Below are 24,595 nucleotides of genomic sequence, written 5' to 3'. Positions count from 1 at the left end.
AAGTGGTAGTACTCTCGAATGAATCGCTTTGCTTGCAACCAAATATCTTCAATCGGATTTTGCTTGGGATCATTGGGAACAAAGCGAATACAAGTGATTTTACAGTTGGACTCATCAAGTCCTTGATTGACTGACTCAGGTACTCTCTCACTTCTGGTGAACAATAGACTTCTTGCAAAAGTCCCACGCATCTGGGATTTTTGCAAGAAGTCTAAGGCAACAAATAGCATCAAACGGCATGTGGCTGTTGATACACTACGGTTTCCCTTCTTTAACCCACTCAAACACGAGCCAATCTCACTGATGACCAGGGATTGATTAAGATGCTCTCGCAAAATATCGACTATTTCAATCGCCTACCCGTAAATTATTCCGAAGAGCGCAATTCTGGTAGATCACGGTTATCATCCCGAGACCATCAGCCAATCGCTTCAAGGACTTTATCCCCAGATCATGACCAAAATTTGGTTTGATCGCTCCCCAAAACCCTCTAATGCTTAAGCGCTTAGCCACAGCCTAAAAAGATGTCAAATGGGTTCTATAAGACATCCCCTGCAAGCGTCAGATTAATTCTTAATACCCGTCGCCGCAATCCCCCGAATGAACTGACGCTGCCCGACGAGAAACAGTAACACGACAGGTACGGTAGCGATCGCGACAGCCGCCATCAGCAAAGGCCAATTATTCGTAAATTGCTCCTGAAACTCTGCCAACGCTAGCTGCACTGTCCTCAATTCTGGTCGCGTTGTAAAGATCAACGGTTTAAATAAATCGTTCCATTCCCCAATAAAAGTGAATAGAAACAGCGTTACTAATGCCGGACGCGACAACGGTAGCATCACCCGCCACAGAATTTGCAGGCGGTTTGCCCCATCCAACGCCGCCGCTTCCTCCAACTCCACTGGAATGGTTTGAAAATACTGCCGCAACAGAAAAATCCCAAATCCATTCGCCGCTGTGGGTAAAATTAGCGCCCAGTAAGTGTTGATTAAGTGTCCCCACTTTAAAACCAAAAAAATTGGAATCACCAACAATTGAAAGGGAATTACCAGCGTAGCCAAGACAATCAACAGAATTGCCTGACGCCCCTGAAATTTCAGCCGCGCCAGCGCATAACCGGCGAGTGCAGCGGTGATCGTCTGAAACCCAGTTACAGCTAGCGCCACGAGGGTTGAATTGGCAAACGCTAACAGAAAGTTGCCGCGCCTCCAAGCTTCGCGGTAGTTGGCAAAGCTGGGGTTAGATGGAAAGAAGTTTCCTCCAGGTGTCGTCCCCGCTTTGTCAAAAGAGGTGAGGAAGACGATTCCAAGCGGTAATAGCACGACACAAGCGCCCAGCAACAGCAATAGCGGGTTCGCCAGATGGGAAGGCTGAGTGACTGGCAATCGACCTTCTGGATTTTTGTTAGGCATGAATACTTACTTAAATTGACTGATCCCGTTTGGCTCCAGGATAGGTACAGTACAATTATTAGATTAAGTTCCATTACTTTTCCACAGAAACTTTAGGTCGATCTCAGACCTATTCGTGAGGAGCAGCCAGGAGATTTATGCCGTCGCTTGAAACCAGCCTAGAAATTGACTTCCACAGTGAAACCTACAAGGACGCTTACAGCCGCATCAATGCGATTGTGATTGAAGGCGAACAAGAGGCTCATGAAAATTACATCAAGCTAGCAGAATTGCTGCCAGAAGATAAGGAGCAGTTAATCCGTTTATCTAAAATGGAGAGTCGTCACAAGAAAGGATTTGAAGCCTGCGGGCGGAATCTCGAAGTGACGCCAGATTTAGAATTTGCTCGCAAGTTCTTCTCCGGATTGCACCAAAATTTCCAAGATGCGGCAGCAGAAGGCGGGATTGTGACCTGTTTGCTGATTCAAGCATTAATTATCGAATGCTTTGCGATCGCTGCTTACAACATCTATATCCCCGTTGCCGATGACTTCGCCCGTAAAATTACTGAGGGTGTTGTGAAAGATGAATACAGCCATCTCAACTACGGTGAAGTTTGGCTAAAAAACCATTTCGAGGAATCCAAAGCAGAATTTGAAGAAGCCAATCGTCAGAATCTTCCCATCGTCTGGCGGATGCTCAACGAAGTCGAGAAGGATGCCAGTGTTCTGGGAATGGAAAAAGAATCCCTAGTTGAAGACTTCATGATTCAATACGGCGAAGCGCTAAGCAATATTGGCTTTACGACCCGCGACATTATGCGGATGTCGGCCTACGGGCTTGCTGCTGCATAGTTGCATAGTATAGCTTGCGGGGGATGTCAAGACAGTTAGTGCAATAGTAAGAGTGGGGAATTGCCTGAAGGCAAGTCATCTAGTTTGAGGACAGAGTCAATGAAGGCACTTTTACTCTCCCCCACTTTTCCCCAGTCTTTCTGGTCTTATGACCGTTTTATGGAAATCGCTGGACTAAAAGCGGTCATCCCTCCCTTGGGAATTATTACAGTGGCAGCACTGTTGCCGAAAGATTGGGAGATCAAGTTTTACGACCGCAATGTGAAGGCTGAGACGGATGCAGATTGGGAGTGGTGCGACATCGTTATTCTATCGGCGATGCTGGCACAACGAGAAGATTTCCACTCCCTGATCAAAAAAGCCGTCCAGTTGGGGAAAAAGGTGGCGGTTGGAGGCCCTTATCCAACGTCAGTGCCTGAAGACGCCCTCGCCTCTGGAGCGCATTACCTAATTTTGGATGAAGGGGAATTAACCGTACCGGACTTTCTGCAAGCGATCGCTCAGGGTCAAGAAACGGGTGTTTTTCGCTCCATCGAAAAGCCGGATGTCACCCTAAGCCCCCTTCCTCGCTTCGACTTACTGAAGCGAGATGCCTACTTGATGATGGCAATTCAGTTTTCTCGCGGTTGCCCGTTTAACTGCGAATTCTGCGACATTATCAGCCTCTACGGTCGCAAACCGCGCACCAAAGAACCGAATCAAGTATTGGCAGAGTTGCAAAGCCTTTATGACTTAGGCTGGCGGGGTTCCCTGTTTATCGTCGATGACAACTTTATTGGGAATCAGCGCAACGTCAAGCGCCTGCTACGAGAATTGATTCCTTGGATGCAGGAACGCAACTATCCCTTCACCTTCATAACCGAAGCTTCTGTAAATTTAGCAGAAGATGATGAACTGCTACAGCTGATGCGGGAAGCCGGTTTTTACGCCGTCTTTCTCGGTATTGAAACCCCCGATCAAGACAGCCTGCAAGTCACTCGAAAGTTTCAAAATACCCGCAACCCGCTTTTAGAAGCGTGTCGCAAGATCAACGAAGCCGGAATGCTAATTTATGCAGGATTTATTCTCGGCTTCGATGGAGAACGCGCTGGTGCTGGCGATCGCATTCAAGCCTTTGTCGAAGAAACCAGTATTCCTCAACCCATGCTGGGCATTCTGCAAGCCTTGCCGAATACGGCTCTGTGGACCCGACTCCAAAAAGAGCAGCGTTTATTAGAAGGAGTTGGCGTTACCGATGTAGGCGATCAGAATTCCTTGATGAATTTTACGCCCAGCCGACCTCTGGCAGAAATTGCCAGAGAGTATGTAGAAGGCTTCTGGACAATGTACGAACCCCAGAACTATCTCAGACGCTGTTTTAACCAATGCCTCAACATTGTTCCGCCGTCAGGAAGAACGCAAAATATGTACTTCCCCGCTGGCAAAGGACTGCGGCTAGTCGCCCAGTTAATTTGGCATCAAGGCATTCGGCGACCTGAAATTCGAGGTCAATTTTGGCGACAGCTTTGGCTGATTTTACGCAAGAAGCCGCAATTCCTGAATATGTATCTTGGCTTGTGTGCAGCTGGAGAGCATTTCTGGGAGTACCGTCTTTTAGCTAGAGAACGGATTACCCAACAGCTCGGCTACGATCCGATTACTGCGCCAGCATCACCCGAACAAAAACCCACGCTTGTAAACGTCTGATCCAAGCTTTTCGGTCGCTAGAAGGCAAGAAAACAGCCATTTTTAAATGCAAATCAACCTGCCGCTCAGAAGAGCGGCAATTTTTTGTACTATTGTTAAGAGTATTTACCTATTTTTTCCCCTTCCACCTTCCTTTCCTATCCAGAGGCGTAGTTAGAACCATTCATGTTTGGTTTAATCGGTCACCTTACTAATTTGCAACACGCTCAATCTGTGGCTAGAGAGCTTGGCTATCCAGACTATGCCGATCAAGGGCTAGATTTCTGGTGTAGCGCTCCGCCTCAAATCGTCGATCACATCACTGTCACCAGCATTACCGGGCAAAAAATCGAAGGTCGGTATGTGGAATCTTGCTTTGTACCAGAAATGCTGGCCAGTGGGAGAGGTAAGACAGCAGTCCGGAAAGTTCTCAACGCAATGGCTCATGCTCAAAAACATGGCATTAACATTAGTGCGCTGGGCGGCTTTTCCTCGATTATTTTTGAAGAATTCAACCTGCATGAAAGTAAGCAGGTTCGCAATATCAAACTGGAATTTGAGCGGTTTACCACCGGCAATACCCATACGGCTTACATTATCTGTCGCCAATTGGAAGAAGTGTCGAAAGAATTGGGCATCGATCTCAGTAAAGCGACTGTGGCGGTTTGTGGAGCCACCGGCGATATTGGCAGCGCTGTCTGTCGCTGGCTAGATGCTCGAACTGAGGTGCCAGAACTGTTGCTGATTGCCCGGAAGCAAGAGCGATTGCAAGCTTTGCAGGCGGAACTCGGCAGGGGCAAAATCATGGGATTGGAAGAGGCGCTGCCTTTGGCTGATATTGTAGTTTGGGTAGCCAGTATGCCCAAAGGGATGGAAATTGACCCCACGGTTTTGAAAAAACCTTGTTTGCTGATTGATGGGGGCTATCCGAAAAACCTGTCTACCAAAATTCAGCATCCGGGCGTCTATGTCGTCAATGGGGGAATTGTGGAGCATTCCCTGGAGATTGACTGGCGGATTATGAAAATCGTCAATTTGATGGAAGCGCCAGGACGCCAGTTATTTGCCTGTTTTGCGGAATCGATGCTATTGGAATTTGAAAAGTGGCACACCAATTTTTCTTGGGGACGCAATCAAATTACTGTAGAGAAGATGGAGCTAATTGGTGAATCGTCCGTGAGGCATGGATTCCGACCACTGTTAACTTATTAGTTACGAGTCAGTTGTCCGTTGTCAGTTGATTGAAGAAGGCTGGTATTTTTCATCTGTTGTTACTTGTTTCTTTGACTACTGACTTGTGACGGCTGATTTGTGACCACTGACTTGTGACCACTGACTTGTGACCACTTTAGGGGCGCTACCCTGTGTTCGCCCCTGCACTACTGACCACCGATCGCTGACTAGAAACTATGTCAACTTCTTCTGAGCGCAAGCCGTTACTTCTAGATTTTGAAAAGCCTCTGTCCGAATTAGAGGCACGAATTGACCAAATTCGCGAACTTGCAGAAGATCAGGACGTCGATGTCTCCGATCAGATTCGTCAGTTGGAGGCACGAGCAGTGCAACTTCGTGAGGAGATTTTCAATAGTTTATCCCCGTCCCAGAGACTGCAACTGGCTCGGCATCCTCGGCGTCCCAGTACATTAGACTACATCCAGGCAATGAGCGATGAATGGATGGAACTACACGGCGATCGCGGTGGGAATGACGACCCGGCGTTAGTCGGGGGTGTGGCTCGTCTGGGTGGGCGTCCCGTCGTGATGCTGGGTCATCAAAAAGGCCGCGATACCAAGGATAATGTCGCCCGGAATTTTGGGATGCCTGCTCCCGGTGGCTACCGTAAGGCGTTACGGTTAATGGAACACGCCAATCACTTCGGAATGCCGATTCTCACGTTTATTGATACGCCGGGAGCTTGGGCGGGTGTGGAAGCCGAGAAACGGGGACAGGGAGAAGCGATCGCCTATAATTTGCGGGAGATGTTTCGCCTGGATGTTCCAATCCTCTGCACGGTCATCGGGGAAGGCGGTTCCGGCGGTGCGTTGGGAATTGGCGTCGGCGACCGACTATTAATGTTTGAACACGCCGTTTATACCGTTGCGACTCCCGAAGCTTGTGCAGCGATTTTGTGGAAAGATGCTTCCAAAGCTCCCCAAGCAGCCGCAGCGCTAAAAATTACAGCTTGGGATTTGAAAAACTTAGGCATTCTCGATGTTCTGTTGCCCGAACCTGTTGGCGGCGCTCATGGCGAGCCGCTAAAGGCAGCTGCCATTCTAAAAGATGCTCTGTTGCAAAACTTAGAAGAACTCTCCCAGATGACCGCTCAACAGCGGCGGGAGCTACGTTATCAAAAGTTTCGTAGTATCGGCGTTTATACGGAAATCTCCGCCTAGCGGGGGTTGACCTTAGAAGACGCTGTGACGAGTGGTATAATTAATAAGGTAACGAATTATTACAAGTTCTCAGTTGAGAGGAGTTGTCTTCTAAGAAATTAGCGATGAGCTGGCAAGCAATTAACGGCGACAGCGAATTGATCGTAGACAACGACATCTAAAAATGAGAACTGTACGTAGTAACCGTTCCCCTAGGCGATCGCTTGAGCTTATTTTGCTTTCCTACAGGGTAGCCAAACCAAGTAGGAACGGTAAGCACACTGATGGCTACCTAATCAAAAAATATGGGAAGAATTGATGACTTCTCCAATCGAACGGCGTGCCTTGATTACCGGGGCCAGTAGTGGGATTGGCAAGGCGACAGCTTTGGCATTTGCGAAAGCAGGATTCCATGTGGCTTTAGTCAGCCGCTCTGAGTCTAAATTAGAGGCTGTCGCTGAAGCTGCCCGGAAGACCGGGGTGACAGCGAAAGCATATGCCCTGGATCTGGCCGATATTGAGCAGGTAAGAGAAAAGGTCGCCGCGATCGCTGACTCCTTTGGCCCGATTGATGTTCTGGTGAACAATGCCGGGATGGGCTACACCGGCGAGATTATGTCAACACCTTTATCCGAATGGCAGCAAGTGATTGACCTGAATCTCACTAGCGCGTTTCAGTGTATCCAGGGAATTTTGCCCTCCATGCGCGATCGCGGCTCTGGGATAATTATTAATGTGGCATCCATTGCCGGTCAGCAACCTTTTCCTGGCTGGGGTGCCTACAACGTTAGCAAAGCGGCTCTGATTGCCTTATCGAAAACCCTCGCAGCAGAGGAACGTGCCAAAGGCATTCGTGTTGTGACGATCTCTCCTGGTGCTGTAAATACCCCAATTTGGGACACAGAAACGGTTCAAGCCGATCTGAATCGTTCAGCCATGTTAACGCCAGAAATCGTTGCTCAGTCGATTCTGCATATGGCTCTAGTGCCAGAACAGGCAACGATTGAGGAATTAACCTTAATGCCAAACGCTGGCGTTTTATGAGTTGTAAGTTTTGAATAATGAGTTAAAACCTAAATTCATCACTCAACAGTCTCAAAAAATCCCTAACGAACTCATCACTCCGTTAACCACTCCAAACCCTAACAAAGACTGAATCATGACTACTGCTTCTTCCCACGGTTCTAATGGCTCTAACCCATCAGGCGATTTGAGCGCCAAAATTGCTCCGCCGCGACCTGACCGCAACACAATGAATGGTAGAGAACCTAATTTGCAGCCGCCTTCGGAAGAACTCAATGATGAGATGATGAGTGCTGTAAGAACGCTGCTACTAGGAGTGGGCGAAGACCCGGAACGGGAAGGCTTGCTCAAGACGCCTAAGCGAGTAGCAGAAGCAATGCGCTTTCTCACCAGTGGCTATACTCAGTCGCTAGAAGACCTTGTCAACGGAGCTATCTTTGATGAGGGTCACAACGAGATGGTTCTCGTCCGGGATATCAATGTCTTTAGCCTCTGCGAACACCATATGCTGCCATTTATGGGTAAAGCGCACGTCGCCTATATCCCTAACCAAAAAGTGGTAGGTCTTAGCAAGCTTGCCCGAATTGTGGAGATGTATTCTCGCCGCTTGCAGGTACAGGAACGGCTGACGCGCCAGATTGCTGAAGCGGTGCAGACGATTCTTGAGCCAAAGGGAGTCGCCGTTGTCATGGAAGCTACCCATATGTGTATGGTAATGCGAGGCGTCCAGAAGCCCGGTTCTTGGACTGTTACCAGTGCGATGGTCGGCGTGTTTCAGGACGAGCAAAAAACTCGTGAAGAGTTCCTTAATTTAATTCGCCACCAACCCGCTTTCTTTTAAGTGTTGTTGGTAGTAACAGTAGGGAGACTTCGCTCCGACTAACAAGATAAACTCCTAATTGCTCCACAGTAGGGACACGGCAATGCCGTGTCCCTAAAACGTATAATGAATCGCGTTTTTATACCATTTGGGTTATGCAGCGCTACATTAACAATTCCCCCGCCCCCGATAAATTCGGGGCTAAGAAGTTTAGATGTTGCAAATAAAAAACCAAATGGTTTTACACTCAGCATCCCCCCGTTTGCTGGCGCACTTGAGAAAGAGCATACCAAGTATTTTTACCAACAATTCCGTCTACTAATAAACCGTTGCGTTTTTGGAAGAATCTAACAGCAGCATCGGTATGTGGCCCAAAGACACCGTTAATTTCATCATTAAAATCACCCGTTACAAGTAGCACTTGCTGAAGTGTCATGACCACTTCACCTTTTGCGCCGCGTTTCAGCATTGGCATATTAACCGGAGCGCCTGTATAAAGCGCTTGCCAAGTTAATGACCCGACAATGCCATCTTCCCTGAGGAAAAGCCAGTTCTGAAAAAGAATAACGGCATATTCTACTTCTTCATTAAAAGTTCCGTGAATCGCTCCGAAATAAGCGCCCCTTTCAGCTAATATTTGTTGTAATTCTCTAACTGCAAATCCAGAATTACCTAATCTCAGAATGGGCTTATTCAGCTGAGCTTGATTCGTGAAAGTTTGATTTGATTCGTTAACAAGCATGATGGGGAGTCCTTTGGATTTGTTGGTGTTCTACATCTCCAAAGTACTTTTAAGGAAGTGCCTGCTACTTCGCACAGTCGGGTAAACTAACTGGATCGGTTTGATATCGTTCTAGCTGTTCACCCATTAGCAGGAGGTGGATCGCTCGGTTGCCATCGCATAAAGCGACCCTACAACTTAAACCGGGTTTCCCGCAGTTTGTCAAACAAATCTGCAACTCGATTTAAATCTTTATCCCCAGGCGATCGCTCGACGCCACTCGATAAATCAATCCCGCTAGGATGCAGTTGCGCGATCGCATCCAAAATATTGTCAGGTGTCAAACCACCGGCAAGCAACCAGGGGCAGCTAGGATTGAACTGTCGGAGGCTCTTCCAGTCCAGCGTTTTTCCAGTACCTCCCAACATTTGGGGATGATAGGCGTCCAGCAACAAAGTATTCACACACTCTGCATAGACATCTGCCTGAGTTAAATCCTCTGGAGTTTTCACTCTTAGTGCTTTGATGATTTCCACGCTGGGCAGCAATTGGCGCAACTGACGGCAAAATTCTAGTGTTTCTCGACCATGTAACTGTACGCCTGTCAAGTTGGCGATGGTGACATAGTGACAGATTTCTTCTAGCGTCGTGTTGGCAAAGACGCCAATCCGCTCAACGTCAGGAGGTAGCCGTTCCATCACGGCGCGGATTTGAACTGCACTCACGTAGCGCGGGGAGGAGGATACGCAAATAAATCCTAGGGCGGTTGCTCCCAGTTGCGCGATCGCTTGCCCTTGATCTGGTTTGGTAATCCCGCAAATCTTGACTCGCATTAAATTTTTTTCGATTTGTATCAAAAATTAATATAACTGTTAACTGTTAAAACAAATTCCGACTTTTTACTAAGAGGTTTCTATAATACTTTGGGTTTTGATATTTGTGTCAAAGCAGGAGACAAGAACTTGATTCACTTGACAATACTCGCCGCCGTACAATCTACCGTTCCCGCGACCCCATCGTGGACTCCAATGGTCGGATTGGTGATGATTCTGTGCAACCTGTTGGCGATCGTCATCGGTCGCTTCGCTATCCAGAAGCCAGGAGTAGGGCCAGACCTGCCTCTCGCTAAGCCCGCTTTGTTCCGCAATTTTACAGTGCCTGAACTCTTAGCGACAATGAGCTTCGGTCATATTATTGGAACAGGCGTCATCCTAGGATTAACGAACGCGGGTGCCCTTTAAAAGGCGATTGTTTCTGCTTTGGATGACTTAAAAATTTAGCTCATCCATCAGAAAGAATAAACCGTTGCCTCCACGTTTTATAATCCCTTCGTTGCTGATTTTATCAAAGCAGGAGAAAAGAAATTGATTGACTTAAGTTTACTTGCAAGTTCACTTGCAGCATTGCAGCCGACGGTTCCTCCAACACCAGCAATGAGTCCCTCTGTATTCATTGTCATGACTGCTTTCAACATTTTGGGTCTTTTTCTTGCCCGCAACGCTGTCCAAAAGCCAGGAGTTGGCCCTAAACTGCCTTTCCCACTGCCCGGTTTTGGTAAGAATTTTAGCGTCGCTCAATTTATTGCGGGTTTGAGTTTTGGACACATCCTGGGAACGGGTGCCATCTTGGGACTGACCAATACAGGTCTCCTTTAGAAGCCATCGCTCGATAATAACTGTCTTTTCAGTGAAGTTGGCAGGGTGGGCACTGCTCACCAATTACCCTAAAGGTCGGGAAGGCTCACTCTCCTACTTCACGCTTCATTTTCCATCATTCATGCTTCTACAAGAGCCGTCGTATATCCTGGTAAGTGCAGCGATTAGATGGGAAAGTTTGATGCAGGCAGCTTGGCGAGTTGGCTCTCTATTTGGAATTCCGCTATTTATAGATTATTCGTGGTTTTTTATTTTAGCTTTGATCGCCTTTGCGAATGCCCTGGATTTCTCACCCGTTTTGGGGCCAGTGCTAGGCGGGGGTGCGGGATTATTGTTGGCTTTATTGCTGTTTGGTTCAGTTTTACTGCACGAACTGGGTCATAGTTTAGTCGCGCGATCGCAAGGGATCGAAGTGAATTCGATTACTTTATTTTTATTTGGCGGGATTGCAGCGATTGACCGGGAATCCAAAACCCCAGGCGCAGCCTTTCAAGTGGCGATCGCTGGTCCTGCGGTTAGCTTAGTGCTGTATTTGCTATTTTACCTACTGGCTCATGGACTGCCAATCTCCGGTATCGTACAGGTTATGGCATTAGACTTGGCAAAGATTAACCTAGTCTTGGCATTATTCAACCTGATTCCCGGTCTCCCCTTAGATGGCGGACAAGTTGTGAAAGCAGCCGTGTGGAAGTTCACCGGAGACCGCTTTCAGGGCGTCCGTTGGGCAGCCAAAAGCGGTTTAATTTTAGGTTGGGGCGCGATCGCTGTGGGAGTGGCGATTATTACGTTCAAAGATCAGTGGTTCAGTGGCTTCTGGATTGCCTTACTCGGCTGGTTTGGGATTCGCAACGCCCGTTCCTACGACCGGATGACCACCCTCCAAGAATCCTTGCTTCAGATAGTGGCGAAAGACGCCATGACCCAAGAATTCCGGGTTGTGGATGCCAATAAGACCTTGCGCCAGTTTGCCGACGAGTACATCTTGGAAGCGGCTAGGGAAGCCTCTCACTTTCCGGTTTACTTTGCGGCGAGTGAAGGTCGCTATCGCGGTTTAGTTTCTGTTGAAAATTTGCATTTTGTAGAGCGCAGCCTATGGGAAACTCAAAATCTGCATAGTATTGTGCATCCCCTGACGGAAATTGCTACGGTTGAAGAGAAAATCTCTTTGGTAGAAGTGATTAACTGCATGGAATCCAAGCAGTTAAATTGGATTACTGTCCTCTCACCCGCTGGGACAGTCGCCGGGATTATCGACCGGGGCGATATTGTCCGCGCTGTTGCATCAAAGCTGAATATGCTGATTACGGAAGCAGAAATCAAGCGGGTCAAGGCAGAGGCCACCTATCCGCCGAGTTTGCAGCTACAAGCGATCGCAAAATCAGCCACTGACACTGATTAGATTAATTGACACGCGATAAACGAGTCTGAATATGCTCATACAGCACTTCCAGATGCTTGCACGCTACAACACGCTGGCAAATCGCAGACTTTATGAAGTTTGCACTCGCTTGGACGATGTAGAACGTAAGCGTGTCAGACCCGCCTTTTTCAAAAGTATTCATGGGACGCTAAATCACATCATGGTAGGCGATCGCATCTGGTTGTCGCGGTTTGAGGGCAAAGAAGTGCCGTCCACTGGACTCGATGCGATTCTCTATGAGGATTTCGACGGGCTAACTAAAGCGCGTATATCAGAAGATGAGCGGATCGAAGCCTTCGCGGCTAGTTTAAACGACGAATTCTTGAGTAGTACGATTAAATACCGCAATAACCAAGGAAATATTTATATCGATCCGGTTGATTTGTTGATCGCACACTTTTTTAATCACCAGACACACCACCGGGGACAAGTTCACGATCTGTTAACGCAGACTGAAATTGCCCCACCAGTTCTAGATATGCACCGAGTTATCCGACCTTAGAGTTACTAGCGTTAGCATTGTCCATCTTGATTCTGTAAGGCTAGATTCTGTAAGACTTGATTCGGTGAGGGAATCTCTAATTCTGGCTGCGCCAAAATTTCGTGCCACTCACTTTCAGAAAATGGCTGCACCGCCATCTCAACACCAAAACAATCCCTAGCTGCTACCGTCAAGGCTTCTACAACTGTGGAAACCAGCGCCTCTCCCCTTTGGTTAATCGGTAGTTTGACCGGCGTCACAGCCTCGCCAAACACCTGTTCAAACAGCGTGGCGTCTGGTGACAAACGCATCGATCCGTGCTGCAAAATGGTATTGCCCCGCCTCATTTGGGCACTACCAATTAATTTGGAATTATCCGCTAAAACTAAATCCGCCCCCGTTGCGGTGCCAAAACAATTGGGATTGTGAATGTAACCCCGTCCTGCCGAACCGTAGTGCAATTCTAAACCGAGCGATCGCCATCCCTGAATCAAAAACTCACAAATTTCCTGGTACGCTTGGATGCGGCTGCCAGATAGCCCTGACGTTACCACCATGTAGGTCAAATCGCCTTGGTGCAGCACTCCTCTTCCGCCAGTCGGACGCCGCACCAAATCTACTGCACCCGCCGCAGCCAGATGCTGCCAAGATGCAGGCAAGCGGTGTTGATGATATCCCAACGAAATCGCCGGTGGAGACCAAGTGTAAAACCGTAAGGCTGGGGGATGCAAACCCCGCTGGTGCTGCTCTAATAACCAGCGGTCGATTGCCATCTGGACACGACCTGATGCTTCCAGCGGCGGAATCAAACGCCAATCGGAATTATTGGTCATTTGTCATTTGCATAAAACCAATGACTCATGACCAATAACTAATTACCAAATTCAGCTTGTAAAGCGTCGTCGTTATTATCTGCAATCGTCGCAACAACGGTGACAGCGCGAGAAATTTCTCCCGGAGAAAGCTCAGCGACAGTGCGAGATGTCAGCACTACTACTTGGTCATCCACAATTCCAAAACAGGATTCAAACGTGCCCGACCAATTCATTTCCAGGAGTTTCCGCATTAACTGCGGTTCGTTCTTGGCAGGTAGCTTGAGAACATAAGACCAAACAGTGAAAGTATCCTCTTCGGTGATACCCGTGAGTTGCACAAACACCTCAACGCTACCGTACTGAAATTTCCAAAGATGACCGCTGTCTTCGTTACGGCTCACCATTGCCGTATCGTCCTGATCCAGGCTGGAGATAACGGTTTGAATCACATCAACATAGTTGATTACCGTTGAATCTTCAATCAGCTCATTGGTAACTTGATCTTCGGTTGACAGTCCTTGGGTGGAAACACTTTCCACAGCAGGCTCGTTGGTGGTCATAATACCTTCTGCTTATCGTTTTGCGGTTTGCCTAGACCAACTCTATCGCCTAGAGGCACATTTGGAGGACACCTCTAAAGATTAGTTTTTTGTTTTCAAACGTTAAGTAGTTTAATCATCACTGCATCAGCGATCGCCTTCAGCCTCTGCTTCTGATTCTCGTTACTAGGAGTCTACCCATCCTAGTAACGAGCCTTAGCCTTGATGCCGTCTGCTTTTGCTACTTCTCGACACCCAGGTTTCAAACCATGAGCTTGCGATCGCTTTGTTCTCCATCTAAAGCCGTTGTCTTTTCAGCAACTGGCTTATGAGCAATCAAATACTTGCTCATAAAGTGAACTTCAGTCGAAATATTCTCGAAGCCTGCTTTCTCTAACCGTTTCACCAAATCATCGGTGATGTAGTGTTTGTAGTACGGTTCGTGGAATGTTTCTGGAAAGTTCTCCATCACTTGCATCAATTCTGGAGCATCACTGACTTGGATCGAGTCGCAGATAATAAAGACTCCACCCGGTTTCGTGACTCGGTAGCACTGCTCGATCACCTGCTGACGCACCGCTGCCGGAAGCTCATGGAAGAGAAACACGCAAGTAACCGCATGGAAATGCTCATCCACGTAGGGGATTTTCTCAGCATTCGCTTGGAGGAGTTGGGGCAATTCTCCAGGATTTTCAGATAACAGCTGATTCGCTTTCCGCAAGTAAGCGGGTGACAAATCTATCCCAAACAGAGAGGCTTCAGGGAAAGCGCCCCGGATTAATTTCAAAGTGCGCCCCGTTCCACTCGCCACATCCAGAATGCGAACTTGTCTGGGTGGAATAAAATCAAAAGCTTTCAGCCCTTGTTTCAATGGCGCGAGAATCCGCCGCCGCATCGCATCTGCCGTGCCACCAAAAAGAATTTCCACTTGCAAATCATAGAGATTTGCTGACCAGTCACTTAAGTAACCATCAGTTTGGTGATGGAAGTTTTGCAGGTAGTAGCTCGGATAACCATCCGTGGAAATGTTTGGCGAAAATTCTTGATATCGCTTCTGTTTAGCCCGCTGTTGCACTTGCAGCGTATCCAGCCAAACCATTGGATAATAGCGGAAAAAATCGCTCCAGGAGTTATCAAACAGTAAGCTAGCGGGATATACACCGCGCTCGACATCCTGCCAATCGGTTTCAATAATCCGATCGTGCCTTTGTTTCAGTTTTTGTATAACCTCTGGCGGAATCGGTTTCGTTTTCACATCCACCTGAGGAGAAATTAAATTCAGCAACTGCGAATTTAATATTTTATGGGCTAAGCCAAAGTAATTCTTGCCTTGCTGAAAAGTCTGATAGGTCAGCTTGGTTAGAGTCTCAGTAAGAGCTGTGGCGGGGTCAAGGTTTGAGGTTGACTGCATAGAAGCTAACAAGAAGTGCTGAACACCGAGTATGACGATGAAAAAGCTGAGAGATTGTATGTCTTTTTGTTAAGACATATTTTTTATCTTAACGCTGTTTGGACCGCTGCCATCTGTCTCCAGTGAGACAAGAAAAAGCGCCACCCATAAGGATGGCGGACTAGGAATTAATTTCAAGGGTAGGATTTCCCCACCCTTGTAGATTGACACGCTTCCAGAGAGGCAGGCTCTAGATTTGGCAGGAATGCCTCGTCAAAGCGTGAGGCTGTATCCCACGCAATTCCGTATTCTCATCGAGTAAACGAGAAAATCAAGAATTAGCAATCATAGTAGAGAGCGAACTCGTAGGGATGGGGGCGCAGCCGCATCGGGTTGACTTCGTTATCAAGCTTGTATGAAATCCAAGTCTGAATGAAGTCTGGGGTAAACACACCCGTATCGGTCAAGAAAGCGTGATCGTTTTCCAACGCCTCCAAGGCACCTTCGAGAGATCCTGGGGTGGAAGGAACGTTCGCCAGTTCCTCTGGGGTCAGGTCGTAAATATCCTTATCCAAAGATTCACCGGGGTCAATTTGGTTCTTGATACCATCTAGACCCGCACAGAGCATGGCAGCAAATGCCAAATAGGGGTTAGAAGTCGCATCCGGACAACGGAACTCTAAGCGCTTCGCTTTAGGATTGGTACCAGACAGCGGAATCCGAATCGAGGCAGAACGGTTGCCTTGGGAGTAAGCCAAGTTTACGGGTGCTTCAAAACCGGGCACCAAGCGCTTGTAAGAATTGGTTGTGGGATTGGTCAAAGCCAACAGCGCCGGTGCGTGCTTCAGGATGCCACCGATGTAGTGCAACGCCATTTGGCTTAAGCCAGCATACTTATCGCCTGCGAATAGCGGCTGCCCATCCTTCCAAATCGACTGGTGGGTATGCATCCCGGAACCGTTGTCGTTAAACAGTGGTTTCGGCATGAAGGTGACTGTTTTGCCATATTTCTTGGCAACGTTCTTGATGACGTACTTGTAAGTCATCAGATAATCAGCAGCTTGCACCAAAGTTGCGAAGCGGAAACCAAGTTCGCACTGACCGCCGGTAGCAACTTCGTGGTGGTGCTTTTCAATCGGCACCCCGCAGTTTGCCATTGTCAACAGCATTTCTGTCCGCATATCTTGCGAGGTATCCGTCGGTGCAACGGGGAAATAACCCTCTTTGTAGCGGGGTTTATAACCGAGGTTGCCACCCTCCTCTTTTTTCCCAGAATTCCAACGTCCTTCCACGGAATCTACATGGTAATAGCCTTCGTGCTGGTTTTGGTCAAAGCGGACATCATCAAAGATGAAGAACTCAGCTTCCGGGCCAATGAAGGCTGTATCCCCAATGCCGGTAGAAATTAGGTAGTCTACTGCCTTCTGAGCAATGGTGCGGGGGTCGCGGCTGTAAGGTTCGCCCGTCCGGGGTTCGACAATGCTACAGACGACGCTTAATGTTGGCTCTGCCATAAATGGGTCGATCCAGGCAGTTGTCGGATCTAGCACCATTGCCATGTCTGATTCGTTGATGGCTTTCCAACCCCGGATACTGGAGCCATCGAAGGGTACGCCTTCGGTGAAGCTGCTTTCGTCAATTTGGTTGTGATACATCGACAAATGCTGCCAGATACCCGGCATATCGATGAATTTGAGGTCAATGATCTGGATGTTTTTTTCTTTGACGTAAGTCAAAAATTCTTGCGGGGTCTGGAACATTACGACGGACTCCTTAATTTCTAAGCTGGCTCAGTCTGGAAAGCAGAAAAAACAGTAAGAGCGATCATCAGGGTTAGTGAATCGTCAAGTCAAGAGGGGGAGAACCTGGATTGAAAGCCAGCATTTTCAGGGAAGACTTCCGTATCCAGAAGTACAACTTTCCTGACTGAAAATCTTTTTCCCCTTTTGCCCATCTCAAGACGTCTTCCACTCAATCCCCACTCCGCGCTGATGCGCCGCTACGCTAACAGTCTTCAGCCTTTTGCAAGGCAGAAGGCACCGATGTACTGGATCATCCTAGGGATAGGTGCGAGGAGATTTTGTATTGAGCTATACAGAATAAGGCAGTTGCAATTTGACTTAAGGCAAGAAAAAGTTAAAAATTGTAGCGAGATTTACAAAAAAATCTTATAGGCGGCAACAATTTTACTAATCAGTAGCTTTTGCTACTTTTGTGCGGGGGGAAGCATGATGTTTAATTTAAATACGGATTTTGATCAAGATTTTGAGCAACAAGAGGCATTTGAGTATCGACCTGGGACGAGAGTGGAGCTAAAGCAGCGTCCTGGAATGGTCGATATTATTGCTGAGTACGACCCGATGATGGTGCCGCCCATCTGGTTGCTCAACGATCCGCAGCCGCGATATCCAGAAGAGCTAACATTACTGCCAGTACCCATGAGAGGGGTCTGTTGGTTGAAGCCGGTGAGCCGTCGAAAGGCTGGCTCTAGAGCAGATCAGTCACGGGATGGCAAACCGATGCGCCAGAAGGCTTATGGCATCGCTCCGGAGAAAATTGCTCGCTAAGAATTGCAGCGATCGCACTCAACAATGTGGAGATGCTTGTGGAGATGGATATATGCTATTGAAAGTGTTTGTTGTTGTAAACTACACCCTAGAAACCGGGTATGCAACAGCACACTAAACAATAGAAAATTATCTATATAGCTTGTTGTTGGGAGAGCAATTTCATGCGCGACGCAGTCACAAACCTGATTAAGAATTACGATGTTACGGGTCGTTATCTGGATCGCAATGCCGTAGAGTCCTTGAAATCCTATTTTGAAACCGGCACAGAACGAGTTCAGGCGGCGGCGGTGATTAACTCCAATGCAGCTTCGATTGTGAAGCAGGCGGGGTCACGGCTGTTTGAAGACCTGCCGGAACTGATTCGACCAGGCGGGAATGCATATACGACTCGTCGCTATGCGGCTTGCCTGCGGGATATGGACTATTACCTGCGCTATGCCAGCTATGCGTTGGTTGCAGGTGATACGAATGTGTTGGATGAACGGGTGTTGCAAGGTCTTCGGGAAACTTACAACTCTTTGGGAGTGCCGATTGGGCCAACTGTGATGGGCATCCAAATCATGAAGGAGATTGTGAAAGAACAAGTGGCAGCGGCTGGAGTTGCAAATACAGCATTTGTAGATCAGCCTTTTGACCACATGACTCGCGATTTAAGCGAACAGGATGTCTAAGGCACGAATGGCAATGAACAATTAGCGATTAGCGATTAGTCATTCGCTGGTGAGCGATCGCACTTTTACCTTGTACTGGGGGTAGAGTGCGATCGCTTTTGTTTATGCTGCGCTGACGTTAATTTGAAGACACCAAAAGCCTATCTCGATGACAAACTCTCAACACTTAAAGGAACCAGATCGCCATGATTGGTAAATCCTAATAACATTGGCTCCTGCGGTCGGATAAACTTGCCTGTCAATACACAGCGTTGTTCTTGCTGCGCTGTGGCAGAAACGCTAGAGAGAATATCAGACCTAGAGAATTGAGGTTTATAATCATCGGATTTCTGCTGTACGTAGTTCCAGAGGATATCTCGAATCAAAGCTTGATATCCCTGATGACCTGCAAGTTCTTTGAGTTCTTCCTTCAGTTCTCTCTCCAAGCGTATGCTGGTGACTTCCATTTCAGTGGTTGAGGTACGAGGTAGGGTACGCATGATTTTTTCTCCTAAAATTTGTGGACAGATTAGTAATACAAGTGTAGTATATTGAAAGCCAGATTCAAGTTAAACCGTTCAAGAAGCCTTCCTGTGACACATATACCTGCTTTCTCCATCTCAGCCAGCCATTCCGACTCCTTAACGAGTTGGGAATCGGTCGGTGCGGGCGTGGAGTTTCTTTTTATGGCTGGATATGATTGCCAGGAGCGAGGTTGGTCAATTGATAAAAATTTGGATCGCAATAATAGTGGGAGTCTGCGGATTGCAGAACCCAAACTAAACAAACAAAGCGGGAGGTACAGGCTAAAAGTAGCCGTACCAACATAGGACGAGAAGACTTAAAAAGTTTTTCCAACCCCCGCTTCTATTTACCAGAGGCGGGGGTTAATTGTATGAGGAGCCAAGTCGTGACAAGCGCAACTGACGTGTTAGGTAGGTCGGTAGTCGTATTTTCCCAGAACTACTTGCCCATGAGCCGGGTCAATATTAAGCGAGCGATCGCTCTGTTGATCGGTGGTAAAGCCGAACCTTTGCAGTTTAGCGATGCACCGGGGTGGCAAGTGCGATCGCCCAGCGTGGTGATCGAGGTGCCAGAACAAATTCGCCTCACTGTCACGAGTGCAGAGCGAGTTTGGAAAGTTCCCCCGGTGAACCGTCGAGAATTGCTACGGAGAGACCATCACACCTGCCAATACTGCGGCAACACGAAACAGTTGACGATTGATCACGTCCTACCCTTATCAAAGGGCGGAAAACATACCTGGGACAACGTAGTTATTGCCTGCGAAAGGTGCAACCAGCGCAAGGGCGATCGCACCCCGACTCAAGCAGGAATGCCCCTTCGCACGCAGCCTAAAGCCCCTATGCACCCTGCTGTTGCCTTTGCCGAACAGTTCTGGCGCGAACAGCACGATCACCTGGATTTGTAAGGAGACACCAAGCAATGCTGAAACTAACTTACACCGAAAACGGCTTTTACTTGGAGTGTCTGGCTCAATCTCTAGAAGAGTGGGTGACACGGCGGGTGGTTTTGGCGCTGCGAGTGGGTACTCCCATTTCCGTCGAACCTAGCACCGCTTCCTTCTTGCTTCCTGCTAGCTTGCCAGAAATCGGACGGTTGGTAGAGGAAGCGCAGCAGGAAGGTTCTGAAATTATTGGCTTGTGTGCTTGCGATGCCGAGTACGTCGAAGTCTGCCTGCACGGTAGCTGGGTGGACGGAGGCTCGAAAAATGGAGAGGGTGTTTTTGTGACTGCAATGAGCGATCGCGCTGAATTCTTCCTCTACAAGCTTTGGCAAGATGCACAAGCTTGTACCTCCTCCTTGAGGTAGTCAAATCACTTTTGGGGTGGGTCGAAAAACCCACCCTTTTTCTTAGTATTTGTGTGGACATTTGCCGGATAATACATCAAACTATTGGTATGTCATAGCGGAATACCAACACTGAGATTGATTAAACATTAGTTATGTCAGCCAGCAGCAATACCAAAGAAAGCAGAATTGATTTGAGACTGAGCCAAGAGCAAAAAAAGACGCTTGAAAAGGCAGCTGCACTGATGGGACTCAGTGTAAGTTCTTATGTGCTTTGCCACTCACTTGATGCTGCCAGAAAGGACATTGCCTTTCATGAAACACTGGTTTTGTCAGATAGAGATCGGGATCTCTTTTTGTCGATACTAGAGAATCCGCCTGAACCGAACGAAGCTTTAAAATCGGCGATGTGTGAATATCAGGAGTACGAAAAGTAATACTTTGTGGAATGGATTTTTCACCCTCTCGATAGCAGTGTAAGGAAGGATGCTTTCGACTGCGGAGTTCCAAAGTTAAACGATTACCTAAAGCAATACGCTGGACAAAACGATAGAAAAGGCATTGCCAAAACCTTTGTTGCTATTCCCAAAGAAGATGGTAATGAAGTTGTTGGCTATTACACCATCAGTATGTCTAGCATTACGTTTGACTCGCTTCCAGAGCAGCTAAGAAAAAGATTACCCCGCTATCCTGTTCCCGCTATGTTAATCGGACAACTTGCCGTTGACACCTCAATGCAAGGGAGAGGATTGGGAAAAAGATTACTAATGGATGCTCTTAGTAAAGCAGTTCGCCTTGCAGATGAAGTAGGGATTTTTGCAGTTAGAGTTGATGCTCTGGATGATGAGTCAAAGCAATTTTATCTGAAATACGGTTTCGTTCCCTTAATTGATTATGAATTCTCGCTTTTCCTACCAATGGCAACAATATTAAAGAGTCGTAAATAGCAGGTAGTTTCGTCGCTGTGGTCAAGCAGATTTATTGTTAAATGGCGAACTAGGAGCTTCACCCACTTGATTCTTCCTCTTCAAGCTTTGGCAAGATGTACAAGCTTGTACCCTCTCCTTGAACTAACTGTAGGGGCGCACGGCTGTGCGCCCTTTCCTTGAGAAAAAGGGTTATGTCTTCTACTACCTGCATAGAACAGCGAACAGATAGTCTGGATCTATTCGGTTCTCCAGGTTAGGATTCTTACTCAAGATAAATGCTCCTCCTTCAAACACGATTAAAGGAGGTTTATTTCCACGAGGATTATAAGCACCAATAGTGGAATAAGAGCTACCATACTTGCCGTATTCATTCCATACACTTGTTGAAGAATAGGGGCTGCCATATTTTCCGTACTGGTTGCAAATTGACTCAGTGGCATACTGGTCGCTTGAAACCACACCAAGCTCCTGTTTATCTGCGCCTAAAATATATGCGTTTCCATCTAGATCGCGAATTATATCTTCAATACTGGCTTGAGCTACAAGCTGCTGTTGCAACGGAACTGTTGCTTGCGACTGTAAGGATAAAAAAATTCCACTTGTTAAAATTGCAATTGTAGACAAAACAGTTGTTTGAAGGGATTTCATGATTATTTTCCGTAAATAACCTATCAAACTAAGTATTCCCATTAGCAACTGAGTTCTAACGTTTGTAATTGTTAAATAGCAGCCTTGGCGATTAGAAATCGCGGCTATACAAACGAAGTCCGCCTGCGCGGACTTTTGAAACCTGCCTCCGCAGGTTTTGTGTGTTTAGGCGCGAATTCTATTCGCCAACTTCACTAGAACACCTGCCAAACGATGCAGTCAAATAAGAACGATCGTTAGCCTTGAATGAATTTAAGTGCAGCACCATTCATACAGTAGCGCTTGCCAGTCGGACGTGGCCCATCGTTAAATACATGACCTAAATGCCCACCACAACGATGGCAATGCACTTCAATTCTAGTCATAAAAAGCGACTTGTCTTCTGACGTGCCAATTCCTCCTTCAATGGGAGCATAAAAACTAGGCCAACCAGTATGGCTGTCGAATTTCGTTTCAGAGGTAAAAAGCGGTAAGTCACACGCCGCACACGCATAAATTCCTTTACCGTATTGCTTATCAAGCGGGCTAGTTCCAGCACGTTCGGTACCGTGTTTACGCAGGACATTGAACTGTTCGGGCGTCAAAACTTGACGCCATTCTTCCTCGGTTTTGTTGATTTCAAAATTGTTGTTTGAAACTGCCATAACTTCCGATTTCCCAATTAAATTGCGTGATAACCATGCCGCGCCTACAATTACTGCGCCAGCCTTTAAAAGATAACGTTTTTTCATGCTGCATCATTCAGTTGTCGGTGTAAACCAGCCAGTTCAACCTTGAGAAAGTTTATTTGGCTCTATCTCTAGGATGCGCGATTGCACTGAATTAAGTCTGATAGCCTGCTTAAAATTCCCTAAGAAGCTTGGATTCAGATAAAAAGGCATCGGCTCAAATTTGCTTGAGATAGAACTCAAACCGTTCCCGGAATTGTTCAACTGTCAGATTTTGAGTCCAATATTCCACTAAAGCGTGACCAAATGCCCAGGCGTTGCGTTCTGGTGAAGCGGGGTTTTCCAACAGCAGAGGCCAAAGGGATAGCAAGTCAAAGTTTATCGGGTTTTCGCCCGGATTCAAGAGGGAGAACAAATCATACGCCATCTGAAGTTTGCCAATGACAACTGGCAATTGTTCCACGGGAATTTGGTCTGCCAGCACATATGCTAGATTTGGGCGTCCGGTTGTCAGTGTCGCAATGAACTGGAGAACAGGACTTTTGAGTAGTGCAGCCAGTCCCTGTGTTGTTGTCATCTGAAAGGTGTAGCGGTCAATGATTTTGGCAGCAGCGACAGTGCGGGCATCCAAATTCCGCAAAAAACGGGCAAGGCGGAGTTGCTTGGTAGGCGCGATCGCATCCACGAGTGCCAATGAGAGTGCGTCCACTCCCCACGCAGTTCGACCCGTTTTTGTGTCACCTGTGACGACAGGTAGAACCAGATTGCAGAAATTCCCCAGAAGCTTCGCCCGATACTCGGTCGCTTCCCGAATCGCCTTTTCCTTTGGGCGATCGCCTGCTTGCCAGTTGTAGGGAGGTTCCCACTCGCGGATGGGACGCAGACGATCCACTTGAGTGACAATGGCGATCGCGCTCAAGTCTGCCACTTCCGCCTTCATATCTTTGAGAAAGTCTACATCCATTTGTAGTGCCGGATCGAGGGCTGGAGTCACTAAGAGCAGCAAATCTGCATTGGTGGCATAATCCAGCACAAGCTCTCGTAAATCCGCCCGGTTCACTTGTTCGTAACCCGGAGTATCCCAAAGCGTCAGGGTTTCCCCCAATTGGCTCTGCCAGCGGTAATTCTGAATCTTATCAGTGCTGGGCAACACATCCACGGCGGCTCGATCTGCTTGAAATAGTGTATTAATCAAGCTGCTTTTTCCAGATCCGGTTCGTCCCACCAGTAGAATATTGACGGGTTTTTGCTCAACCGCTGCGACGGGTTCTGCTTGCGCCAGGATGTCTCGGAGGGTTTGCGTCTTTGCCTTGGGTAGCGTCGGTGTGGAAGCTGAGGATTCTGACTTTGGCAGTGTAGTCGTTCCTCCATAGAGAGCGATCGCTTGCCGACATAAGTTCCTAAGAGCCGCTTCCCGCAACATCTGGCTCAAATTCCCCAGTAGTTCCTGAGTTGCCTGGTTGCTGGAACGCTTGCTGGCTACTCTTGCCACCGCCACCGCCGGATTTAAAAGCCACTGCGCCCAGTTCCAGACTTGCCCAAGTTTCCGAGCCGATGGCTCCAGCTTGCGGTAAACTCCGTATGCCTCGTAGGCTTGCCCAATCGTGACTTGAGCGAGGGCAGGAGATAACTGTTGTATCCATCGATCTAGATCGTTGACCGTTCCCCGAATCAGTCCGAAAGCTTGAGGAACGTAAATGTTCAGTAGGGGATACTTCACTTCCGGATTATAGACATGAGCGATCGCACTGACCAGATCCTGGCATCGCTGCCAAAAAGTTTGCCAGTCTTCCCAAATCGGGCGATCGCTCTGTGCTGCTTTTAGGATTTCTTGATAGGCGACTTCTGCTTGATTTACGGCATTATTTCCTGCTGGTAGCCCTACCGTGTCGCCTGCACCAGATTCTAGTTCGGCGCTGACCTCCGCCATAACAGATTCTATTTGCGCGATCGCGGGTCGAGTCCACTTCACCAGCAACCAACGCCAACCCACGAATACCAGGGTAAATACAGCCCAGATCCAATTAATCCGCCACTCGTGAATCTGCAACCCTGCCGATATCAGCAAGAAACCAACGATCGTTGCGATCGGCGTTGCCAACACCACCCACTGCCACACCTTTAATTGCACCATTGTTCCAAACCTGTCTCGATTCGACTTCTTATACCGTT

General features: G+C 47.8%; 29 protein-coding genes and 1 pseudogene. 19 read left to right on the top strand and 11 right to left on the bottom strand.

Annotated elements, in window-relative coordinates; genetic code table 11:
- Nucleotides 1-153: 153 nt before the first annotated feature.
- Nucleotides 154-492 (top strand): annotated as a pseudogene (locus tag H6H02_RS27855) (hypothetical protein); the annotation flags it as partial.
- A 74-nt stretch (nucleotides 493-566) separates the two neighbouring features.
- Here the strand turns inward: H6H02_RS27855 and H6H02_RS08430 are convergent.
- Nucleotides 567-1,412, bottom strand: coding sequence for a carbohydrate ABC transporter permease (locus H6H02_RS08430; RefSeq protein ID WP_190816543.1), 846 nt, complete (start codon nucleotides 1,410-1,412; stop codon nucleotides 567-569).
- 137 nt (nucleotides 1,413-1,549) lie between these two features.
- Here H6H02_RS08430 and H6H02_RS08425 point away from each other — a divergent pair, with 137 nt between their 5' ends.
- From H6H02_RS08425 to folE, 6 genes are all read left to right on the top strand, one after another.
- Complete coding sequence (locus H6H02_RS08425; protein WP_190816541.1) at nucleotides 1,550-2,245, top strand: aldehyde oxygenase (deformylating); 696 nt, start codon at nucleotides 1,550-1,552, stop codon at nucleotides 2,243-2,245.
- Between the two features lie 99 nt (nucleotides 2,246-2,344).
- Nucleotides 2,345-3,931 (top strand): B12-binding domain-containing radical SAM protein, encoded by a 1,587-nt coding sequence (locus tag H6H02_RS08420; RefSeq protein WP_190816539.1) that lies wholly within the window; start codon nucleotides 2,345-2,347, stop codon nucleotides 3,929-3,931.
- A 165-nt stretch (nucleotides 3,932-4,096) separates the two neighbouring features.
- Nucleotides 4,097-5,122, top strand: coding sequence for a long-chain acyl-[acyl-carrier-protein] reductase (locus H6H02_RS08415; protein ID WP_190816537.1), 1,026 nt, complete (start codon nucleotides 4,097-4,099; stop codon nucleotides 5,120-5,122).
- Between the two features lie 197 nt (nucleotides 5,123-5,319).
- Nucleotides 5,320-6,303: an acetyl-CoA carboxylase carboxyl transferase subunit alpha gene (gene accA, locus H6H02_RS08410; protein ID WP_190816535.1), complete on the top strand. Its 984-nt coding sequence runs from the start codon at nucleotides 5,320-5,322 to the stop codon at nucleotides 6,301-6,303.
- A gap of 297 nt (nucleotides 6,304-6,600) precedes the next feature.
- On the top strand, nucleotides 6,601-7,326 hold the full coding sequence (locus H6H02_RS08405; protein ID WP_190816533.1) for an SDR family oxidoreductase: 726 nt from the start codon (nucleotides 6,601-6,603) through the stop codon (nucleotides 7,324-7,326).
- 115 nt (nucleotides 7,327-7,441) lie between these two features.
- Nucleotides 7,442-8,146 carry a GTP cyclohydrolase I FolE gene (gene folE, locus H6H02_RS08400; RefSeq protein ID WP_190816531.1) on the top strand — a complete coding sequence of 235 codons (705 nt, stop codon included), beginning with the start codon at nucleotides 7,442-7,444 and terminating at the stop codon, nucleotides 8,144-8,146.
- Between the two features lie 226 nt (nucleotides 8,147-8,372).
- Here the strand turns inward: folE and H6H02_RS08395 are convergent, their stop codons facing one another.
- Both H6H02_RS08395 and H6H02_RS08390 read right to left on the bottom strand, forming a co-directional pair.
- Nucleotides 8,373-8,867 (bottom strand): peptidoglycan-binding protein, encoded by a 495-nt coding sequence (locus H6H02_RS08395; RefSeq protein WP_190816529.1) that lies wholly within the window; start codon nucleotides 8,865-8,867, stop codon nucleotides 8,373-8,375.
- Nucleotides 8,868-9,037: 170 nt separating this feature from the next.
- Complete coding sequence (locus H6H02_RS08390; RefSeq protein ID WP_190816527.1) at nucleotides 9,038-9,679, bottom strand: phosphoribosylanthranilate isomerase; 642 nt, start codon at nucleotides 9,677-9,679, stop codon at nucleotides 9,038-9,040.
- A 129-nt stretch (nucleotides 9,680-9,808) separates the two neighbouring features.
- On the opposite strand from H6H02_RS08390, the gene psaK (H6H02_RS08385) reads away from it, so the two are divergent.
- From psaK (H6H02_RS08385) to H6H02_RS08370, 4 genes are all read left to right on the top strand, one after another.
- Nucleotides 9,809-10,087 (top strand): photosystem I reaction center subunit PsaK, encoded by a 279-nt coding sequence (gene psaK, locus H6H02_RS08385; RefSeq protein WP_190816525.1) that lies wholly within the window; start codon nucleotides 9,809-9,811, stop codon nucleotides 10,085-10,087.
- Nucleotides 10,088-10,210: 123 nt separating this feature from the next.
- Nucleotides 10,211-10,501 carry a photosystem I reaction center subunit PsaK gene (gene psaK, locus H6H02_RS08380; RefSeq protein ID WP_242040624.1) on the top strand — a complete coding sequence of 97 codons (291 nt, stop codon included), beginning with the start codon at nucleotides 10,211-10,213 and terminating at the stop codon, nucleotides 10,499-10,501.
- A gap of 181 nt (nucleotides 10,502-10,682) precedes the next feature.
- Complete coding sequence (locus H6H02_RS08375; protein ID WP_190816767.1) at nucleotides 10,683-11,900, top strand: site-2 protease family protein; 1,218 nt, start codon at nucleotides 10,683-10,685, stop codon at nucleotides 11,898-11,900.
- A 31-nt stretch (nucleotides 11,901-11,931) separates the two neighbouring features.
- The gene (locus H6H02_RS08370) at nucleotides 11,932-12,423 is read left to right on the top strand and encodes a DinB family protein (protein ID WP_190816523.1); all 492 of its coding nucleotides are present in this window, start codon (nucleotides 11,932-11,934) and stop codon (nucleotides 12,421-12,423) included.
- Between the two features lie 11 nt (nucleotides 12,424-12,434).
- Here the strand turns inward: H6H02_RS08370 and H6H02_RS08365 are convergent, their stop codons facing one another.
- The 4 genes from H6H02_RS08365 to glnA all read right to left on the bottom strand — a co-directional run bounded on the left by H6H02_RS08365 (nucleotide 12,435) and on the right by glnA (nucleotide 16,906).
- The gene (locus tag H6H02_RS08365; protein WP_190816521.1) at nucleotides 12,435-13,235 is read right to left on the bottom strand and encodes a biotin/lipoate A/B protein ligase family protein; all 801 of its coding nucleotides are present in this window, start codon (nucleotides 13,233-13,235) and stop codon (nucleotides 12,435-12,437) included.
- Between the two features lie 38 nt (nucleotides 13,236-13,273).
- Nucleotides 13,274-13,777 carry a YbjN domain-containing protein gene (locus H6H02_RS08360; protein ID WP_190816519.1) on the bottom strand — a complete coding sequence of 168 codons (504 nt, stop codon included), beginning with the start codon at nucleotides 13,775-13,777 and terminating at the stop codon, nucleotides 13,274-13,276.
- Between the two features lie 241 nt (nucleotides 13,778-14,018).
- A complete protein-coding gene (locus H6H02_RS08355) occupies nucleotides 14,019-15,167 on the bottom strand; it encodes a class I SAM-dependent methyltransferase (RefSeq protein ID WP_190816517.1) in 1,149 nt (382 codons plus the stop codon).
- 317 nt (nucleotides 15,168-15,484) lie between these two features.
- Nucleotides 15,485-16,906, bottom strand: coding sequence for a type I glutamate--ammonia ligase (gene glnA, locus H6H02_RS08350; RefSeq protein WP_190816515.1), 1,422 nt, complete (start codon nucleotides 16,904-16,906; stop codon nucleotides 15,485-15,487).
- Nucleotides 16,907-17,374: 468 nt separating this feature from the next.
- On the opposite strand from glnA, the gene H6H02_RS27035 reads away from it, so the two are divergent.
- The 3 genes from H6H02_RS27035 to apcB are packed head-to-tail and all read left to right on the top strand — an operon-like array spanning nucleotide 17,375 to nucleotide 18,387.
- Nucleotides 17,375-17,713 (top strand): hypothetical protein, encoded by a 339-nt coding sequence (locus tag H6H02_RS27035; RefSeq protein ID WP_242040623.1) that lies wholly within the window; start codon nucleotides 17,375-17,377, stop codon nucleotides 17,711-17,713.
- Nucleotides 17,682-17,831 carry a hypothetical protein gene (locus H6H02_RS08340; protein ID WP_190816794.1) on the top strand — a complete coding sequence of 50 codons (150 nt, stop codon included), beginning with the start codon at nucleotides 17,682-17,684 and terminating at the stop codon, nucleotides 17,829-17,831. Before H6H02_RS27035 ends, H6H02_RS08340 begins: the two co-directional genes overlap by 32 nt.
- A gap of 46 nt (nucleotides 17,832-17,877) precedes the next feature.
- A complete protein-coding gene (gene apcB / locus H6H02_RS08335) occupies nucleotides 17,878-18,387 on the top strand; it encodes an allophycocyanin subunit beta (protein WP_190816513.1) in 510 nt (169 codons plus the stop codon).
- A gap of 140 nt (nucleotides 18,388-18,527) precedes the next feature.
- Here apcB and H6H02_RS08330 read toward each other — a convergent pair whose 3' ends face one another.
- Nucleotides 18,528-18,866 (bottom strand): hypothetical protein, encoded by a 339-nt coding sequence (locus H6H02_RS08330; protein ID WP_190678723.1) that lies wholly within the window; start codon nucleotides 18,864-18,866, stop codon nucleotides 18,528-18,530.
- Nucleotides 18,867-18,959: 93 nt separating this feature from the next.
- On the opposite strand from H6H02_RS08330, the gene H6H02_RS08325 reads away from it, so the two are divergent.
- The 5 genes from H6H02_RS08325 (at nucleotide 18,960) to H6H02_RS27030 (ending at nucleotide 21,125) form a co-directional block, all read left to right on the top strand.
- Entirely contained in the window at nucleotides 18,960-19,196 is a 237-nt protein-coding gene (locus H6H02_RS08325) for a hypothetical protein (RefSeq protein WP_190816511.1), read from the top strand.
- An 80-nt stretch (nucleotides 19,197-19,276) separates the two neighbouring features.
- On the top strand, nucleotides 19,277-19,798 hold the full coding sequence (locus H6H02_RS08320) for an HNH endonuclease (protein WP_190816509.1): 522 nt from the start codon (nucleotides 19,277-19,279) through the stop codon (nucleotides 19,796-19,798).
- Between the two features lie 14 nt (nucleotides 19,799-19,812).
- Nucleotides 19,813-20,199, top strand: coding sequence for an alr0857 family protein (locus H6H02_RS08315; protein ID WP_190816507.1), 387 nt, complete (start codon nucleotides 19,813-19,815; stop codon nucleotides 20,197-20,199).
- A 134-nt stretch (nucleotides 20,200-20,333) separates the two neighbouring features.
- On the top strand, nucleotides 20,334-20,615 hold the full coding sequence (locus H6H02_RS08310) for a DUF1778 domain-containing protein (protein WP_190430711.1): 282 nt from the start codon (nucleotides 20,334-20,336) through the stop codon (nucleotides 20,613-20,615).
- 6 nt (nucleotides 20,616-20,621) lie between these two features.
- Nucleotides 20,622-21,125, top strand: coding sequence for a GNAT family N-acetyltransferase (locus H6H02_RS27030; protein WP_190430712.1), 504 nt, complete (start codon nucleotides 20,622-20,624; stop codon nucleotides 21,123-21,125).
- A gap of 183 nt (nucleotides 21,126-21,308) precedes the next feature.
- Here H6H02_RS27030 and H6H02_RS08300 read toward each other — a convergent pair whose 3' ends face one another.
- The 3 genes from H6H02_RS08300 to H6H02_RS08290 all read right to left on the bottom strand — a co-directional run bounded on the left by H6H02_RS08300 (nucleotide 21,309) and on the right by H6H02_RS08290 (nucleotide 24,557).
- Complete coding sequence (locus tag H6H02_RS08300) at nucleotides 21,309-21,755, bottom strand: hypothetical protein (protein ID WP_190816505.1); 447 nt, start codon at nucleotides 21,753-21,755, stop codon at nucleotides 21,309-21,311.
- Between the two features lie 236 nt (nucleotides 21,756-21,991).
- Entirely contained in the window at nucleotides 21,992-22,486 is a 495-nt protein-coding gene (gene msrB / locus H6H02_RS08295; RefSeq protein ID WP_190816503.1) for a peptide-methionine (R)-S-oxide reductase MsrB, read from the bottom strand.
- Between the two features lie 154 nt (nucleotides 22,487-22,640).
- The gene (locus H6H02_RS08290; RefSeq protein WP_190816501.1) at nucleotides 22,641-24,557 is read right to left on the bottom strand and encodes a GTPase family protein; all 1,917 of its coding nucleotides are present in this window, start codon (nucleotides 24,555-24,557) and stop codon (nucleotides 22,641-22,643) included.
- Nucleotides 24,558-24,595: the final 38 nt, after the last annotated feature.

Origin of the sequence: Coleofasciculus sp. FACHB-1120 (assembly GCF_014698845.1) — a bacterium.
GTDB lineage: Bacteria > Cyanobacteriota > Cyanobacteriia > Cyanobacteriales > FACHB-T130 > FACHB-T130.
Note: the sequence above shows the minus strand (reverse complement) of the source record. Positions and strands in the feature narration are given on the sequence as shown.

What these genes read in the sequence shown, in the direction of transcription:
- H6H02_RS08430 (WP_190816543.1), bottom strand. Translation starts at nt 1,412, where the DNA reads ATGCCTAACAAAAATCCAGAAGGTCGATTGCCAGTCACTCAGCCTTCC.
- H6H02_RS08425 (WP_190816541.1), top strand. Translation starts at nt 1,550, where the DNA reads ATGCCGTCGCTTGAAACCAGCCTAGAAATTGACTTCCACAGTGAAACC.
- H6H02_RS08420 (WP_190816539.1), top strand. Translation starts at nt 2,345, where the DNA reads ATGAAGGCACTTTTACTCTCCCCCACTTTTCCCCAGTCTTTCTGGTCT.
- H6H02_RS08415 (WP_190816537.1), top strand. Translation starts at nt 4,097, where the DNA reads ATGTTTGGTTTAATCGGTCACCTTACTAATTTGCAACACGCTCAATCT.
- accA (WP_190816535.1), top strand. Translation starts at nt 5,320, where the DNA reads ATGTCAACTTCTTCTGAGCGCAAGCCGTTACTTCTAGATTTTGAAAAG.
- H6H02_RS08405 (WP_190816533.1), top strand. Translation starts at nt 6,601, where the DNA reads ATGACTTCTCCAATCGAACGGCGTGCCTTGATTACCGGGGCCAGTAGT.
- folE (WP_190816531.1), top strand. Translation starts at nt 7,442, where the DNA reads ATGACTACTGCTTCTTCCCACGGTTCTAATGGCTCTAACCCATCAGGC.
- H6H02_RS08395 (WP_190816529.1), bottom strand. Translation starts at nt 8,867, where the DNA reads ATGCTTGTTAACGAATCAAATCAAACTTTCACGAATCAAGCTCAGCTG.
- H6H02_RS08390 (WP_190816527.1), bottom strand. Translation starts at nt 9,679, where the DNA reads ATGCGAGTCAAGATTTGCGGGATTACCAAACCAGATCAAGGGCAAGCG.
- H6H02_RS08375 (WP_190816767.1), top strand. Translation starts at nt 10,683, where the DNA reads ATGCAGGCAGCTTGGCGAGTTGGCTCTCTATTTGGAATTCCGCTATTT.
- H6H02_RS08370 (WP_190816523.1), top strand. Translation starts at nt 11,932, where the DNA reads ATGCTCATACAGCACTTCCAGATGCTTGCACGCTACAACACGCTGGCA.
- H6H02_RS08365 (WP_190816521.1), bottom strand. Translation starts at nt 13,235, where the DNA reads ATGACCAATAATTCCGATTGGCGTTTGATTCCGCCGCTGGAAGCATCA.
- H6H02_RS08360 (WP_190816519.1), bottom strand. Translation starts at nt 13,777, where the DNA reads ATGACCACCAACGAGCCTGCTGTGGAAAGTGTTTCCACCCAAGGACTG.
- H6H02_RS08355 (WP_190816517.1), bottom strand. Translation starts at nt 15,167, where the DNA reads ATGCAGTCAACCTCAAACCTTGACCCCGCCACAGCTCTTACTGAGACT.
- glnA (WP_190816515.1), bottom strand. Translation starts at nt 16,906, where the DNA reads ATGTTCCAGACCCCGCAAGAATTTTTGACTTACGTCAAAGAAAAAAAC.
- H6H02_RS27035 (WP_242040623.1), top strand. Translation starts at nt 17,375, where the DNA reads ATGATGTTTAATTTAAATACGGATTTTGATCAAGATTTTGAGCAACAA.
- H6H02_RS08340 (WP_190816794.1), top strand. Translation starts at nt 17,682, where the DNA reads ATGGCATCGCTCCGGAGAAAATTGCTCGCTAAGAATTGCAGCGATCGC.
- apcB (WP_190816513.1), top strand. Translation starts at nt 17,878, where the DNA reads ATGCGCGACGCAGTCACAAACCTGATTAAGAATTACGATGTTACGGGT.
- H6H02_RS08330 (WP_190678723.1), bottom strand. Translation starts at nt 18,866, where the DNA reads ATGCGTACCCTACCTCGTACCTCAACCACTGAAATGGAAGTCACCAGC.
- H6H02_RS08315 (WP_190816507.1), top strand. Translation starts at nt 19,813, where the DNA reads ATGCTGAAACTAACTTACACCGAAAACGGCTTTTACTTGGAGTGTCTG.
- H6H02_RS08310 (WP_190430711.1), top strand. Translation starts at nt 20,334, where the DNA reads ATGTCAGCCAGCAGCAATACCAAAGAAAGCAGAATTGATTTGAGACTG.
- H6H02_RS08300 (WP_190816505.1), bottom strand. Translation starts at nt 21,755, where the DNA reads ATGAAATCCCTTCAAACAACTGTTTTGTCTACAATTGCAATTTTAACA.
- msrB (WP_190816503.1), bottom strand. Translation starts at nt 22,486, where the DNA reads ATGAAAAAACGTTATCTTTTAAAGGCTGGCGCAGTAATTGTAGGCGCG.
- H6H02_RS08290 (WP_190816501.1), bottom strand. Translation starts at nt 24,557, where the DNA reads ATGGTGCAATTAAAGGTGTGGCAGTGGGTGGTGTTGGCAACGCCGATC.